This window comes from Terriglobia bacterium, assembly GCA_020073205.1.
Lineage (GTDB): Bacteria > Acidobacteriota > Polarisedimenticolia > Polarisedimenticolales > JAIQFR01 > JAIQFR01.
This window is the reverse complement of the sequence record JAIQFR010000034.1, coordinates 12,315-26,451: the sequence shown is the minus strand read 5'-3', so window position 1 is coordinate 26,451 and position 14,137 is coordinate 12,315. Positions and strand designations below refer to the sequence as shown.

The following is a 14,137-nucleotide window of genomic DNA, read 5'->3' as shown; positions in this document are numbered from 1 at the left end:
TCGGGGTGGCCCCGGCGCGCGGCTCGATTCAGGACGGCAAGGAGCCCGACGGACCGGCCTGACTCTCCAGGTCGGCCAGGTACTCCTCGACGAGCCTGCGCTGCGCGGATTCGTCCAGGCTCGAGGCCACGAGCTTCGAGGCGGCGCGGACCGCCAGGTCCGCCGCCGCCGCCCTCAGCTCACCCTGCGCCTGCCGCAAGGCGGTCTCGACCTGCGATTCGGTCTGCTTCAAGGTCTGCTCGCGCTGGCGGCGGGCGTCGTCGAGGATCTCGGCCTTGAGCCGCTCCGCGTCCTTCCGGCCGGCCTCGACCGCCTCCAGTCGTTCCTGGCGTGCCTTCCCGAGGATCTGCCGGTGCTGCTCGAGCAGGGCGGCGGCCTCCTCGCGATCCTGTCGGGCCTGGTCCTGGCTCTCGCGGATCATCCGCTCCCGCCTATCGATGGCTCCCAAGAGAGGGTTCCAGGCGACGATGCGAAGGAAGATCGCCAGCGCGAGGAACGTCACCACCGTCCAGAAGACGGTCCCGATCTTCGGAGTGATCAGGGCGCTGCTGCCCCCTCCCCCCTCCGCCTCCGCGGCGGCCGTCGCGGTGGCGAGGCACGCCAACGCCAGCGGGACGAGGAATCGACGCCACATCGCCGGTTCTCCTACTTGAACGCGAGGATGATGCAGATCACCAGCGCGAAAAGCGTGGCCCCCTCGATCAGCGCCGCGGAGACGATCATCGCCGTCTGGATCAGTCCAGCGGCCTGAGGCTGGCGCGCGATGCCGTCCATCGCGCTCGCGGCGAGGCGGCCGATGCCGGCCCCCGCGCCGATGATCGCCAGTCCCGCTCCCAGACCCGCTCCGAGGAACGCAAGGGCCAGATTCAGATTCAGATGCTCCATGTCGGCGGTCCTCCTTTCGATCTCTCGATGCCGGCCCGGTCAGTGCGCCGGGTGCACGGCCATACCGATGAAAAGTGACGTCAGCATCGTGAAGATGTACGCCTGCAGAAAGGCCACCAGGATCTCGAGCAGGTAGATGAACAGCGCGAACGGCACCGACACGGTCGCCATGAACGCCGTCTTCATGATGAAGATCAGGGAGATCAAGCTCAGGATCACCACGTGCCCCGCGGTCATGTTGGCGAAGAGCCGGATGCACAGCGCGAACGGCTTGGTGAACATCCCGAGGAACTCCACGGGGAGCATGATCGGAATCAGCCAGACCGGGAGGCCGTGGGGCAACAGGTTGCGGAAGTGGCCGAGGAACCCGAATTCCCGAATCCCCGAAGCCTGCACCATGACGAAAGCCATGGCCGCGAGGCCGGCGGTGACGCTGATCCCCGAGGTGGGCGTCGAGAATCCGGGGACGAGCCCCAGCAGGTTGCACGTCAGGATGAAGAAAAACGTGGAGAGGAGGTATCCCACGTACCGATCGGCATGACGTGGGATGTTCTTGTGGGCGATCTCGTCCCGCACGAACAGGACGAGCATCTCGAGGAGACCGCGGAGTCCCCGGGGGACCGGGTCCTTGGACCGCCTCGCCGCGAGGCCGAGGATCGCCAGGAGCAACACCCCGGCGATCCACATCATGACCACGTTGCGCGTGATCGAGAAGTCGTAGCCCGCGATCTCGATCCGCGGCAGGTGGATCACCGCCTGTGTGAAGGGGACCTCGATTTCGTTGGAGTCGAGGATGTGGTGCAGGATGTGCTCGCCGGCGTTGAAGGTCGCCGGCGCCTGCTGCGCCGCGTGCGCTTCGGCTCCGCTCATGCCTGCCGCACCGCTCCGTCCGGGCCGGTGCGCCGCCGACCCGCCCTGTAGAAGAAGATCGCCTCGTAGACCTGCAACGGCACGAAGCCCGCCCCCAGGCCCACGAGAAACGCGGAGAGCGCACCACGTCCCGCTCTCGCCGCCCCCAGGGCACCGCCCAGGGTGGCCGCGAGCCTGCTCAGGATACCTGCAACGATCGCCACAAGAAAGCCCGTACCGGTCTTGCCGTACGCGGCGGCGAGCCCGGCGCCCGACGCCAGGCCGATCGCGGCCATCACCCCCCAGCCCACCGCTCCCCATGCGAGGCCGACGGATGCATCGGGCCGGAACGTCGCGAACGCCGCCACGGCGGAGGCCACGGACACCGCCGAGGCCCCGGCGACGAAGCGGAGGGATCGAGTCCGAATCATCGCACTCCGTCCCCCGCTCCCCCTCGCGGGGGCAGCACCGTCCGGAAGAAGGCCAGGAAGCCCGCGGCCATCCCCAGCGCCGCTCCGACGAGGAGCAGCCACGGCCCGGTCCCGAGCCACACATCCAAGCGGCGCCCGAGCACCACCCCGAGGAGCAGCGGCACGGCGATCTCGAACCCCAACCCGACGTAGGACCAGGGCGAAGGCCCCGACGATCCCGGCTCGACCTCGACCGGTCCGCTCACGGCGCCCCTCGTGCCGCCCGGGTCAATGTAGCAGCCCTGTCAAGGCTACGGTGCCGCGAGGGGCAGCAGCGCGTACTGAGCGAAACGGATGAATGGCTGGGGGTACACGCCGATGATCAGCGTGAAGGCGAGCGAGACCGTGAGCGCGGCGGCGAGCGGGACCGACACGACCACCCGGTGCTCGGTCTCCGGCGCGGTCATGTACATCGCCACCACGAGACGGGCGTAGTAGTAGAGGGAGATCGCGCTGTTCACCACGGCGATGACGGCGAGCCACGCGTAATCCGCCTTCACCGCAGAGCCGAACAGCCACCACTTCCCGATGAAACCTGCCGTGGACGGGATGCCGGCCAGTGAAAGCAGGAACACCAGCATCGTGACCGCCGCCAGCGGGTTGGTGCGCGCGAGCCCCCGGAAGTCCTCGACCCGGTCGCCGACGATCTCGCGCCGCCTGAGCATCGCGACCATCCCGAAGGCACCCATGTTGGTGAATGTGTAGACCAGGAGGTACAGGACCACCGCGGTCATCCCGTAGCGCTGGGTGAGAGCGTCCCCGCGTGCTGCCCCCACGGCGATCAGGCCGAGCAGCATGTAGCCCGCGTGGGCGATGGACGAGTACGCCAGCATCCTCTTGACGTTGTCCTGGAGGATCGCCACGACGTTGCCGAGGGTCATCGACGCGATCGCCAGCACGACCAGGAGCGGCGTCCAGTCCGCCGCGAGGCCGTAGAACCCGCGGAGGAACACGCGGAGGAACATGGCGAACGCGGCGGCCTTCGCCGCAGTCGAGATGAACGCGGTGACCGGCGTCGGCGCGCCCTCGTACGCGTCGGGGGTCCACATGTGGAACGGTACCGCCGCGACCTTGAACGCCATGCCCACCAGCACCAGGATCGCGCCGATCTCGAGCAAGCTCCGCGGCCCCGTCTCCCCCCCGGCGATCGCCATCGCGACGCCGTCCAGGTTGTAAGTGCCGGTCGTACCGTAGACCAGCGAGACGCCGTACAGGAGGATCGCCGAGGCGAACACCCCGAGGAGGAAATACTTCAGCGCGGCCTCGTTGGACTTGCGGTTCCCCTTGGTGAACCCTACCAGCACGTAGACCGACAGCGCCATGGTCTCGAGGCCGATGTAGAGCACGGCGAAGTCGTTCCCCGAGGCGAGCAGCATCATGCCGAGCACCGCGAACACCACCATGGCGTAGAACTCCCCCGACTGCGCCCCCTCGTCGTCGAGGAATCGAACCGCCATCAGGATCGCCAGTGCCGCCCCTATCAGGAAGATGATCTTGAAGACGATCGAGAAGCCGTCGGTCACGTACGCCGATCTCCCCTCGGCGTCGATGAACGTGCGCACACCGGGACCGGCCAAGACCTTGGGTCCCGCCCCCGGCACCGCCGGCCCGTACGCGGCGAGGAGCACGGCGACCGCCACCACTCCGACGAGGGCCACGGCTGCGATGGCGCGGCGGCGATCCTGAGGCAGCACGACCGACAGCCCGAGGAGCACGAACCCCACCACGACGAGGAGCAGCTCGGGCTTGAGCCAGGTGAGGTTCTGGACGGCCGCGCCCGGGTCGAATCCGCCCATCACCGAGCCTCGGTCGCACCGTCCCTGGCCGGGACGCCCTCGGGAGCGCGGTCGCGGAGCACCCGGGCCACGTCGGGCACCGCGGGGAAGATCCCCGCGATCCCTTGCGGATAGACTTGGGTCTTCTCCACCTGCTGGACCACGCGGTTCACCGGCTCGTCCAGGATCCTGAAGAACGGCGCGGGATACAGGCCGATCCAGAACGCCGCGATCGTCAGCGGGACGAGGGTCATGATCTCGCGGAAATTCAGGTCCTTGAGCTTGAGGTTCTCCGGGTTCTCGATCTTGCCGAACATCGTCCTCTGGTAGAGCCAGAGCATGTACGCAGCCCCCAGCACGATGCCGGTGGCGCCGAGCACCGCCCAGTACTTCTGCGGGAGGCGGAACGCCCCGAGGAGGATCGTGAACTCGCCGACGAAGCCGTTGCCTGGGATCGCTGGCATGCCGATGGACGACAGGGTCATCAGCATGAAGAACACCGCGAAGACCGGCATCACCTTCGAGACCCCCCCGTAGTCGGCGATCAGCCTCGTGTGCCGCCGTTCGTACACCAGGCCGACGATGAGGAACAGCGCGCCGGTGGACAGCCCGTGGTTCAGCATCTGGAGCACGCCGCCTACGATCCCCTGGTAGTTCAGGGCGAACACGCCGAGCATGCAGAAGCCGAGGTGGCTCACCGAGGAGTACGCCACCAGCTTCTTCCAGTCCTTTTGCACCATGGCGACCATCGCCCCGTAGATGATCCCGACGACGCACAGGCCGAGCGCCCAGGGGAGGAAGTACCGGGTGGCGTCGGGCAGGATCGGCAGGCTGAACCTCACGAACCCGTAGGTTCCCATCTTCAGGAGGACGCCCGCCAGGATCACGGACCCCGCGGTGGGGGCCTCCACGTGGGCGTCCGGGAGCCAGGTATGGAACGGGAACATCGGGACCTTGATGGCGAACCCGACGAAGAAAGCGAGCCAGACCCAGTACTGGAGATCGAACCAGTCCTTCCAGGCCCCCATGGCCTGCAGTACGCGCACGTCGAACGTGTAGGTTCCGGTGACGCTGCCGTGGTAGAAGTAGAGCGCCAGGATGCCGAGGAGCATCAGGACCGATCCGAGCAGCGTGTAGAGGAAGAACTTGATGGCGGCGTAGAGCCTGCGAGGACCTCCCCAGATCCCGATCAGGAAGTACATCGGGACCAGCATGACCTCCCAGAAGACGTAGAACAGGAAGAAGTCGAGGCTGACGAACACGCCGATCATCCCGGTCTGCAGCAGGAGCATGAAGAAGTAGTACTCCTTCACCCGCTCCGTGATGGCGGTCCAGGACGACAGGACCGAGATGAACCCGAGGAGGGTCGTGAGCAGGATCAGCAGCATCGAGATCCCGTCGACGCCCACCACGTATCTCGCGCCGATGGATTCCACCCAGCGGGCCTCCTGGACGAACCGGAAGCCGAACGCGTCCTTCGGCGCCGCGCTCCACGCGAACCAGAGGGGAAGGCTGACGAGGAACCCGAGCCCCGCCACGACCGTCGCGAACCTCGCGATCAGCTCCTTCTTCTCCTTGTCGAGGAAGAGGAGGAGGACCGCCCCCGCGAGCGGGAGGTAGGTGACGACGTTGAGCAGCTGATTGCCGAAAGGGTTCATCGCGGAAGACTCCTCTCCGGGGTCGCGCTACCGTGCCAGCGTGTAGATGATCAGCAGAAGGAACACCCCGAACACCATCATCGCGGCGTAGCTCTGCACCACGCCGGTCTGTACCCTGCGGAACACGAAGGAGGCCCCGCGCACCGTGGCCCCGACGAGGTTGACGAGGCCGTCGACGAGCCAGCGGTCGTTCGCGTTCGAGACGTGGCTCAGGCCGACCGTCACGTGCCGGACGCCGTTCACGGCGCCGTCCACGATCCCCACGTCGAACGCGCGGGCCGCGCGGCAGAGGGCGTAGAACGGCCGGATGACGAGGGCGTCGTAGAGCTCGTCCACCCAGTAGAGGTTCCGCACCAGCCGGTACGCGGGACCGAGCGCCTCCGCGAGGCGCTCCGACATCCCCTCCCGCCTCCGGTACAAGACCGTCGCCAGCCCGATCCCGGCCAGCGCCACCGCCACCGCGAGCGCCATGAATCCCAGCTCGACCCCGGCCCCCGCGTGCTCCGCCGCCGCCTCCCCCGCCCCCGCCGCCCCTGCCCCCACGAACACCGGCGTAAGCCACCGGCCGAACACGTTCACGTCCGCTCCCAGCGCCAGCGCTCTCGGAATCCCGATCCAGCCCCCGATCACCGACAGCACCGCCAGCACCATCAGCGGCACCGTCATCACCCTGGGCGACTCGTGCACGTGGTGCGCCTGCTCCTCCGTCCCCCTAAAGCTCCCGAAAAACGTCAGGTAGAGCAGCCGGAACATGTAGAACGCCGTCACACCCGCCGCCGCCGCCAGCACCGCCCACACCCCGCGGTGCCCCGACGACCACGCCCCCCACAGGATCTCGTCCTTCGAGAAGAATCCCGCGAGCCCGGGGATCCCCGCGATCGCCAGCGTCGCCACCAGGAACGTCCCGTACGTCGCCGGCATCTTCCGCCTCAGTCCCCCCATCCGCCTTATGTCCTGCTCCCCCGACATCCCGTGAATCACGCTCCCCGCCCCCAAGAACAACAGCGCCTTGAAGAACGCGTGCGTCATCAGGTGGAACATCGACCCCGCGAACGCCCCCACCCCCGCTCCCGCGAACATGTACCCCAGCTGGCTCACCGTCGAGTACGCCAGCACCTTCTTGATGTCCGTCGCCGCCAGTCCCATCGAAGCCGCGAAAATCGCCGTCAACGCCCCGATCAGAGCCACCACCGCCATCGCCGCGGGAGCGTGCACGTACAGCGCCGACATCCGGCACACCATGTACACCCCCGCCGTCACCATCGTCGCCGCGTGGATCAGCGCCGACACCGGCGTCGGCCCCGCCATCGCGTCCGGCAGCCACACGTATAGCGGCACCTGCGCCGACTTCCCGCACGCCCCCACGAACAGCAGGATCCCCACCCCCGTCAGGACCGCCTGCGGCATCCCGCCCCCCGCGATCCCCTCCGACACCCGACGGAACTCCAGACTCCCGAACGCCGTCGCCAGGTACAGCATCCCGATCAGGAACGCGAAGTCCCCGATCCGGTTCGTCAAGAACGCCTTCCGCCCAGCGTCCGCGCAGCTCATCCCCGTCCGCGCGTCGAACGGCCGGTCGTAGAAGAATCCGATCAGGAGGTAGGAGCACAGCCCCACCCCCTCCCAGCCCACGAACATCACCAGCAGGTTCGACGCCAAGACCAGCGTCAGCATCATCCCCATGAACAGGTTCATGTACGCGAAGAACCGCGCGTACCCCTCCTCGTGCGCCATGTAGCCCGTCGCGTACACGTGGATCAGGAACCCCACCCCCGTCACCACCAGGAGCAGCACCGCCGACAGCGGGTCCAGCGCGAACCCCCAACCGATCCTCAGCCCCTCCCCCCCGGGCCCCAACGACCCGAGCGGCAGCCACGTCCCCAGCTCGGTCTCGTAGTGCCGCCCCGACTCCGGCAGCCCCGACAGCTCCGTCACCGCCCCCAACGACAAAAGGAGCGACAGCAGCACCACCCCGCACGCCACCCAGGCCACCGCCCGCCGCGACATGAACCGGCCGAACAGGCCGTTCGCCGCGACGCCCAGGAGCGGAAGGACCGGAATCAGCCAGATCAGCTTCAGCATCGCCGCCCTACCACTTCAAGAGGTGGATCTCGTCGACATCGGTGGTTTCGCGCAGCCGGAACAGCGCGATGACGATCGCGAGCCCCACCGCCGCCTCGGCGGCGGCGAGCGTCATGACGAAGAAAGCGTAGATCTGCCCCTCGGACTGCCCGAGCTGGCGGGCGAACGCGATGAACGCCAGGTTCGCCGCGTTGAGCATCAGCTCGATGCTCATCAGGATCAGGATGGCGTTCCGGCGGAGGAGCACGCCGACGACGCCGATGGAAAAGAGGATCGCCGAGACCAGGAGGACGAGGCGCGGTTCCACTACAGCCTCCTCTTGGCCAGGAGCACGGCTCCGACCATCGCCACGATGAGCAGGAGGGAGATGACCTCGAACGGGTAGAAGAACCGGGAGAACAGCTCCCGGCCCACCGCCTCGACCGTCCCGAATCCAGCGGGCCGCGCCGGGAACGGCGAGACGGCCCCCTCGAGGAGCGCCCGGCCGAGGAGCACCGCGAAGGCCAGCGCGAGGAGCGGGCCGACGACGCGCTGGATCGAGCCCGATCCGGCCCGGCGGGCCTCGTCGCGCAGGTTCAGCAGCATGATCACGAAGACGATCAGGACGAGGATCGCGCCGGCGTAGACGATCACCTGGAGGAGCGCGATGAACTGCGCCCTCAGGACCAGGTAGAACCCGGCGATCGAGATCAGGTTGACCCCCAGCGCCAGCGCCGCGATCACCGGTTTCCGATGGGTGATCGTGACCAGCGCCGAGGCGACCGCCAGGACGGCGAGGACGAAGAAGGCGATCAGCTCCATCGCGCCCCTCTCACCCGCGGATCCAGCCGAACGCCGAGAGCACGGCGGTCAGCATCAGGTTCGCCAGCGCCAGCGGGAACAGCCCTTTCCAACCCAGGTTCATGAGCTGGTCGTAGCGGAACCGGGGGAGCGTCCAGCGGACCCAGACGAAGAGGAACTGGAAGAACGCGAGCTTGGCGAGGAACGTGAGGATCTGAAGCGCGCACAGCGGCCATCCCGTGACCGAAACCGGGAATCCGAGCTGCCAGCCGCCCAGGAACAGGGTGACCAGGAGCGCCGACGAGGTCGCCATGTTCATGTACTCGGCCATGAAGAACATCGCGAACTTCATCGACGAGTACTCGGTGTGGTAGCCGGCCACCAGCTCCGACTCGGCCTCGGGCAGGTCGAACGGGAGCCGGTTCGTCTCGGCGAACCCCGCGATCAGGAAGATCAGCAATCCGAGGAGCTGCCAGCCCCCGGCGAACGCGTTCCAGTTCCAGAACCAGCCGGCCTGCCGCTCGACGATGGCCATGGGCCGGAGGGTTCCGGAGACCAGGAGCACGCCGATCACCGACAGCGACAGCGCCAGCTCGTAGGAGATCATCTGCGCCGACGACCTGAGGCCTCCCATGAGCGCGTACTTGTTCCGCGAGGCCCAGCCGGCCGTCACGATCCCGAGGACGCCGAGGGCGCTCGCGGCGAACGCGTAGAGGATCCCGCCGTCGAGGTCCAGGACCGCCAGCGCGACCCTCCGCCCGAACACGGTGACGGTCGGGCCGAACGGGATCACGGCGAAGGCGAAGAGCGCGGGGACGAGGGACATCGCGGGGGCCAGGAGGAACGCCGGACGGTACGCCTCCGCCGGGAAGACCTCCTCCTTCATCAGGAACTTGACGCCGTCCGCGATCGGCTGGAAGAGCCCGAAGGGACCGACGCGGTTCGGGCCCCACCTGAACTGGATCAGCCCGGAGAGCCGCCGCTCGACCCACTCCATCACGACCACGATGCCGAACAGGCCTCCGGTCGCGATCGCGAGCTTCCCCGCGGTGACCAGAAGGTTGAACAGGAGGTCGCTCACGTCACCCTCGGGAAACGCCCAGGAGACCGATCGTCGTGGCGTCCAGCCCCCGGAACCGCTCGACCGACGCCGCCAGCGCCTCGAGGACCTCGTCCGACGACGTCCACTGCGGCATGTCCCCGCCGGCCGCCTGGGCGAGGTCGCACGCGATGCGCCAGCCGGGGCGCCCCTCGCCTCGCGGGAGGTGGCAGCGGCGGACCCGCTGGGCGCGCCCCTCGAAGTTCACGAGGGTCCCATCCTCCTCGGCCCAGGCCGCGGCCGGGAGGCGGACGTCGGCCCCCTCGGCGGCGCCGGAGACGAACGGCCCGACGAAGATCACGCTCGCCACCCTGGACCGCACCGCTGGATCGGGCGCGGCGGAATCGGCGGAATCGAGCGGGTCCCCCACCACGAGCAGCGCCGCCACCTCGCCCCGCGCCGCCGCCTCGAGGACCGCCGCTTCCGTGGCGGACTCTCCCAGGATCCAGGCGGCGCCCGTGGAGTTCGCCCCCTTGTCGGCGCGCACCAGCAGGGCGTCATCCGCACCGCGAGCGATCCGGCGGACGCCGATCCGGCCGCCGCCGAGGGCCTCGAGGAGCCGGCGCCAGGCGAACAGGTCCTCCGCGGTGAGGCGCGGGGACAGGATCGCCGCGAGCCGCCCCGCCCGCGCCGCGTCCCCGAGGAGCGCTGCCGCCCGCGCGACCGCGTCGTCCCAGTCCGCGGCGGTTCCCGCCGGCGCCTCTGCGGTCTCGAGGCGAGGAGCGGACGATAGCGTTCGGTACGAGAGCCGACCCTCGTCGCACATCCAGTGACCGTTCACGTCCTCGTTCGGGCGGGGAACGATCCGCTTGATCCGGTCGTCGGTCTGCCCCTGCGTCGTCATCAGCACCTGCTGCTGGCCGACGGCGACCAGGACGTTGCACCCCCGGGCGCAGGCCGCGCAGACGGTCGGCGTGTTCTTGAGGTACCAGACGCGGGTCGCGAACCGGAACTCCTTGAGGGTGAGGGCGCCCACGGGGCAGATGTCCACGACGTTGCCGGAGTAGGCGTTGTCGAGGGGACGCCCGGGATAGATTCCGATCACGGTCCGCTCGCCGCGGCGGAAGAACGCCAGCTCGGACGTGCCGGTGATCTCATCGCAGAAACGGACGCACCGGCTGCACTGGATGCACCGCTCCTGATCGAGGAGGACGTGCGGGCCGATGTCCACGGCCTTGTTCAGCGTGAGCTTCGCCTCGACGAAGCGGCTCCTCCCGGCCCCGTGCTCGACCGCGTACTCCTGGAGCCGGCACTCCCCCGCCTGGTCGCAGATCGGGCAGTCCAGGGGATGGTTGATGAGGAAGAACTCCATCATCGCCGCGCGGGCCTTCTTCACCCGATCGGTCTCCGTCCGGACCACCATCCCGTCGGCGACCTGGGTGGCGCAAGCGATCACGAGCTTCGGCGACCTCTCCACCTCCACCAGGCACATCCGACAGTTCCCGGCGACGGAGAGCCCCGCGTGCCAGCAGTAGTGCGGGATGTCGCGACCGCGGGAGAGGGCGGCCGCGAGGACGGTCGTCCCCGGCACGATCTCGATCTCCTCGCCGTCCAGGATCAGCTTCGGCATCTCATACCCTGCACGCGCGGTGATCGACGTGGTGCTGGAACTCGGAGCGGAACTTGGTCACGAACGAGGCCACGGGCATGGCCGCCGCATCGCCGAGGGGGCAGATCGTGTTCCCGAGGATGTTGGAGGCCACGTCGAGAAGGAGGTCGAGGTCCTCCTGTCGCCCTTCCCCGCGCTCGAGGCGGGACAGGATCCTCTCCATCCAGCCGCACCCCTCGCGGCACGGCGTGCACTGGCCGCACGATTCGTGGGCGTAGAAATGGGCCAGGCGCTCGATCGCCTTCACCATGCACGTGGAGCTGTCCATCACGATCACGCCGGCGGATCCGAGCATGCTCCCCTTCGCCGCGAGCGAGTCGAAGTCGAGGTCCACGTCGCACTCGTCCGCCCGGAGCACCGGCACCGACGATCCGCCGGGGATCACGGCCTTGAGCGGCTTGTCGTCCCGGAGCATGCCGCCCCCGAGGTCGTGGATCAGCTCCCGGAGGGGGAGCCCCATGGGGGCCTCGTAGACGCCGGGGCGCTTGACGTGCCCGCTCAGCGCGTACAGCTTCGGGCCGGTGTTCTTCGGGGGCTTGCCGATCGAGAGGAACCAGTCGGCACCGCGCTCGAGGATGAACGGGACGTTGGCCAGGGTCTCGACGTTGTTGATCGTGGTGGGGCATCCCCAGAGCCCCGCCTGCGCGGGAAACGGCGGCTTCAGCCTCGGGTAGCCGCGGTCCCCCTCGAGGGAGCTCATCAGCGAGGTCTCCTCCCCGCAAATGTACGCCCCGGCCCCGACGTGGAGGACCAGGTCGCAGTCGAAGCCGCTGCCGAGGATGTTCCGGCCCGCGTACCCCGCGGCGTAAGCCTCCCCGATGGCGCGCTCGAGGGCACGCGTCGCGTGCACGTACTCGCCGCGGACGTACACGAACACCGCCCGGGCGCCCATCGCGTACGCCGAGACCAGGCAGCCCTCGAGGACCAGGTGCGGGTCCCGCTCGAGCAGCAGGCGGTCCTTGAACGTGCCGGGCTCCGACTCGTCCGCGTTGCAGATCAGGTACCTCGGCTTCGGGGAGTCCTTCGGCATGAACGACCACTTGAGGCCGGTGGGGAACCCGGCCCCCCCGCGTCCCCTCAGCCCCGATCTCTTGACCTCGTCGACGACCTTCTCGGGGGACCCGGTTCGCAGCGCGCCGCGGAGCGGCTCGTACCCTCCCCCCGCCGCGTACACGGCGAGGGTGTGGGAGCCCTCCTTGTCCACGTTGCGGGTCAGGATCCGTTCCATCCGCTCTCCGTCAGGGAAGGCCGTCGAGCAGCCGGTCCAGGCTCTCGATCGTGAGGTTCTCTTGGTAGTCGTCGTTGAGCTGGAGCATCGGAGCGGTGCCGCAGGAGCCGAGGCACTCGACCTTGACCAGGGAAAAGCGGCCGTCGGGCGTCGTCTCTCCCGGCTCTATCCCGAGCTTCCGCTCGAGGTGCGCGACCAGGTCGTCCGAGCCCCGGAGCATGCACGACAAGGTGGTGCACACCTGGAGGTGGTACCGGCCCATCGGACGCCGCTTGAACAGGGTGTAGAAGGTCACGACGCCGTGGACGTGCGCGGGAGCGAGGCCGAGGCGTGCGGCCACCCAAGCCTCGGAATCCAGGTCGACCCACCCCTTCGTCCTCTGGACGAGCCAGAGCACGGGGAGGAGCGCCGCCTTCGGCTCGGGGTAGCGCGCGACGACCTTGTCGACCTTCGCCGCGAATCCGGGATCGGGCGCGACCGCTCCGGCCGGGCCGCCGCTCATCGATCCACCTCGCCGAGCACGGGATCGAGGCTCCCGATGTTCGCGATCACGTCCGCGACGAGGCCTCCCTCGCAGAGAAGCGGCAGCGTCGCCAGGTTGTTGAAGCTCGGGGACCGGATCCTGAGCCGGTACGGAGCCTTGCCGCCGGTGGAGATCACGTAGAAGCCCAGCTCCCCCTTCGGTACCTCGGTGGAGTGGTACACCTCGCCCGGCGGGCACAGGAACCCCTCGGTGACCAGCATGAAATCGTGGATCAGCTCCTCCATGCTGGTGAGGATCCGCTGCTTCGGCGGAGGGAAGATCTTCGGGTCGTCGACGTTGACCGGTCCGTCGGGGAGGGTCCTGAGCCCCTGGTCGAGGATCCGGACCGACTGGCGCATCTCCTCGATGCGGACGAGGTACCGGTCGTAGATGTCCCCTTCGGCCCCCACCGGGACCTCGAAGTCGTACCGCTCGTATCCCGAGTAGGGGCGGGCCTTTCGAACGTCGTACTCGACGCCGCATGCGCGGAGGCTCGGCCCGGTCACCCCGTAGGCGATCGCGTCGGCGGCCCGGAGCACCCCGACGCCGCGCGTCCGTCCGAGCCAGATGGCGTTCCGTGTGAGGAGCGACTCGTACTCGTCGATCCGGCCGGGCATCGCGTCCACGAACTCGCGGAGCTTCGTGAGCCAGCCGCGATCCGCGTCGCGCGCGATGCCGCCGACGCGCGTGAACGAGGTGGTGAGCCTGGCGCCGGTCAGGTCCTCGACCAGGTCGTAGTGCCACTCCCGGTCACGGAACGTGTGGAAGAATACGGTCCCCGCGCCGAGGTCGAGGGCGTGCGTCCCCATCCAGACCAGGTGGGAGCCGATCCGCGCCAGCTCGCAGCACAGGACGCGGATCGCCTCGCACCGCGGCGGGACCCGGATCCCGAGGAGCTCCTCCACCGCCAGCGCGAATCCGACGTTGGCGGACAACGGGCTCAGATAGTCCATCCGATCCGTGTACGGGATGAACTGGAGGTAGGTCCGGTTCTCCGCGATCTTCTCCATGCCGCGGTGGAGGTAGCCGATGTGCGGCACGGCGCGGACCACCGTCTCGCCGTCGAGCTCGAGCACGATCCGGAGCACCCCGTGCGTCGCCGGATGCGACGGCCCCATGTTGAGCGTGACGATGTCGGGCCGCTCGTCCGATCGCTCGTAGGTCGCTGGCATCGTCCGT

At 68.6% G+C, this 14,137-nt stretch carries 15 protein-coding genes; all 15 read right to left on the bottom strand.

Going from position 1 to position 14,137, the window contains the following annotated elements:
* Window positions 1-28 precede the first annotated feature (28 nt).
* From atpF to nuoD, 15 genes are read right to left on the bottom strand one after another with little or no spacing between them, the layout of a single operon-like run.
* Entirely contained in the window at window positions 29-634 is a 606-nt protein-coding gene (atpF, locus tag LAO51_09165) for a F0F1 ATP synthase subunit B (GenBank protein ID MBZ5638909.1), read from the bottom strand.
* An 11-nt stretch (window positions 635-645) separates the two neighbouring features.
* On the bottom strand, window positions 646-885 hold the full coding sequence (gene atpE / locus LAO51_09160; GenBank protein ID MBZ5638908.1) for an ATP synthase F0 subunit C: 240 nt from the start codon (window positions 883-885) through the stop codon (window positions 646-648).
* 39 nt (window positions 886-924) lie between these two features.
* The gene (gene atpB, locus LAO51_09155; protein ID MBZ5638907.1) at window positions 925-1,755 is read right to left on the bottom strand and encodes a F0F1 ATP synthase subunit A; all 831 of its coding nucleotides are present in this window, start codon (window positions 1,753-1,755) and stop codon (window positions 925-927) included.
* Window positions 1,752-2,165: a hypothetical protein gene (locus LAO51_09150; protein ID MBZ5638906.1), complete on the bottom strand. Its 414-nt coding sequence runs from the start codon at window positions 2,163-2,165 to the stop codon at window positions 1,752-1,754. Before LAO51_09150 ends, atpB begins: the two co-directional genes overlap by 4 nt.
* Window positions 2,162-2,410 carry an AtpZ/AtpI family protein gene (locus LAO51_09145; protein MBZ5638905.1) on the bottom strand — a complete coding sequence of 83 codons (249 nt, stop codon included), beginning with the start codon at window positions 2,408-2,410 and terminating at the stop codon, window positions 2,162-2,164. Before LAO51_09145 ends, LAO51_09150 begins: the two co-directional genes overlap by 4 nt.
* Before the next feature lie 45 nt (window positions 2,411-2,455).
* Window positions 2,456-4,000: an NADH-quinone oxidoreductase subunit N gene (locus tag LAO51_09140; GenBank protein ID MBZ5638904.1), complete on the bottom strand. Its 1,545-nt coding sequence runs from the start codon at window positions 3,998-4,000 to the stop codon at window positions 2,456-2,458.
* Window positions 4,000-5,637: an NADH-quinone oxidoreductase subunit M gene (locus LAO51_09135; protein ID MBZ5638903.1), complete on the bottom strand. Its 1,638-nt coding sequence runs from the start codon at window positions 5,635-5,637 to the stop codon at window positions 4,000-4,002. Before LAO51_09135 ends, LAO51_09140 begins: the two co-directional genes overlap by 1 nt.
* A gap of 27 nt (window positions 5,638-5,664) precedes the next feature.
* Window positions 5,665-7,719, bottom strand: a complete 2,055-nt coding sequence (nuoL, locus tag LAO51_09130; GenBank protein ID MBZ5638902.1) for an NADH-quinone oxidoreductase subunit L — start codon at window positions 7,717-7,719, stop codon at window positions 5,665-5,667.
* A gap of 7 nt (window positions 7,720-7,726) precedes the next feature.
* Window positions 7,727-8,026, bottom strand: coding sequence for an NADH-quinone oxidoreductase subunit NuoK (gene nuoK / locus LAO51_09125; GenBank protein ID MBZ5638901.1), 300 nt, complete (start codon window positions 8,024-8,026; stop codon window positions 7,727-7,729).
* Window positions 8,026-8,520, bottom strand: coding sequence for an NADH-quinone oxidoreductase subunit J (locus tag LAO51_09120; GenBank protein ID MBZ5638900.1), 495 nt, complete (start codon window positions 8,518-8,520; stop codon window positions 8,026-8,028). Before LAO51_09120 ends, nuoK begins: the two co-directional genes overlap by 1 nt.
* 10 nt (window positions 8,521-8,530) lie before the next feature.
* A complete protein-coding gene (nuoH, locus tag LAO51_09115; protein MBZ5638899.1) occupies window positions 8,531-9,580 on the bottom strand; it encodes an NADH-quinone oxidoreductase subunit NuoH in 1,050 nt (349 codons plus the stop codon).
* Window position 9,581: 1 nt separating this feature from the next.
* Window positions 9,582-11,168 carry a (2Fe-2S)-binding protein gene (locus tag LAO51_09110; protein ID MBZ5638898.1) on the bottom strand — a complete coding sequence of 529 codons (1,587 nt, stop codon included), beginning with the start codon at window positions 11,166-11,168 and terminating at the stop codon, window positions 9,582-9,584.
* A gap of 1 nt (window position 11,169) precedes the next feature.
* The gene (nuoF, locus tag LAO51_09105; protein ID MBZ5638897.1) at window positions 11,170-12,435 is read right to left on the bottom strand and encodes an NADH-quinone oxidoreductase subunit NuoF; all 1,266 of its coding nucleotides are present in this window, start codon (window positions 12,433-12,435) and stop codon (window positions 11,170-11,172) included.
* 10 nt (window positions 12,436-12,445) lie between these two features.
* Window positions 12,446-12,937, bottom strand: coding sequence for an NADH-quinone oxidoreductase subunit NuoE (gene nuoE, locus LAO51_09100; protein MBZ5638896.1), 492 nt, complete (start codon window positions 12,935-12,937; stop codon window positions 12,446-12,448).
* Window positions 12,934-14,130 (bottom strand): NADH dehydrogenase (quinone) subunit D, encoded by a 1,197-nt coding sequence (gene nuoD, locus LAO51_09095; protein MBZ5638895.1) that lies wholly within the window; start codon window positions 14,128-14,130, stop codon window positions 12,934-12,936. The genes nuoE and nuoD overlap by 4 nt, the downstream gene beginning before the upstream one ends.
* Between the last annotated feature and the right edge of the window lie 7 nt (window positions 14,131-14,137).

What these genes read in the sequence shown, in the direction of transcription:
- nuoE (MBZ5638896.1), bottom strand. Translation starts at nt 12,937, where the DNA reads ATGAGCGGCGGCCCGGCCGGAGCGGTCGCGCCCGATCCCGGATTCGCG.
- nuoD (MBZ5638895.1), bottom strand. Translation starts at nt 14,130, where the DNA reads ATGCCAGCGACCTACGAGCGATCGGACGAGCGGCCCGACATCGTCACG.
- LAO51_09150 (MBZ5638906.1), bottom strand. Translation starts at nt 2,165, where the DNA reads ATGATTCGGACTCGATCCCTCCGCTTCGTCGCCGGGGCCTCGGCGGTG.
- atpE (MBZ5638908.1), bottom strand. Translation starts at nt 885, where the DNA reads ATGGAGCATCTGAATCTGAATCTGGCCCTTGCGTTCCTCGGAGCGGGT.
- atpF (MBZ5638909.1), bottom strand. Translation starts at nt 634, where the DNA reads ATGTGGCGTCGATTCCTCGTCCCGCTGGCGTTGGCGTGCCTCGCCACC.
- LAO51_09120 (MBZ5638900.1), bottom strand. Translation starts at nt 8,520, where the DNA reads ATGGAGCTGATCGCCTTCTTCGTCCTCGCCGTCCTGGCGGTCGCCTCG.
- LAO51_09110 (MBZ5638898.1), bottom strand. Translation starts at nt 11,168, where the DNA reads ATGCCGAAGCTGATCCTGGACGGCGAGGAGATCGAGATCGTGCCGGGG.
- LAO51_09140 (MBZ5638904.1), bottom strand. Translation starts at nt 4,000, where the DNA reads ATGGGCGGATTCGACCCGGGCGCGGCCGTCCAGAACCTCACCTGGCTC.
- nuoL (MBZ5638902.1), bottom strand. Translation starts at nt 7,719, where the DNA reads ATGCTGAAGCTGATCTGGCTGATTCCGGTCCTTCCGCTCCTGGGCGTC.
- nuoF (MBZ5638897.1), bottom strand. Translation starts at nt 12,435, where the DNA reads ATGGAACGGATCCTGACCCGCAACGTGGACAAGGAGGGCTCCCACACC.
- atpB (MBZ5638907.1), bottom strand. Translation starts at nt 1,755, where the DNA reads ATGAGCGGAGCCGAAGCGCACGCGGCGCAGCAGGCGCCGGCGACCTTC.
- LAO51_09135 (MBZ5638903.1), bottom strand. Translation starts at nt 5,637, where the DNA reads ATGAACCCTTTCGGCAATCAGCTGCTCAACGTCGTCACCTACCTCCCG.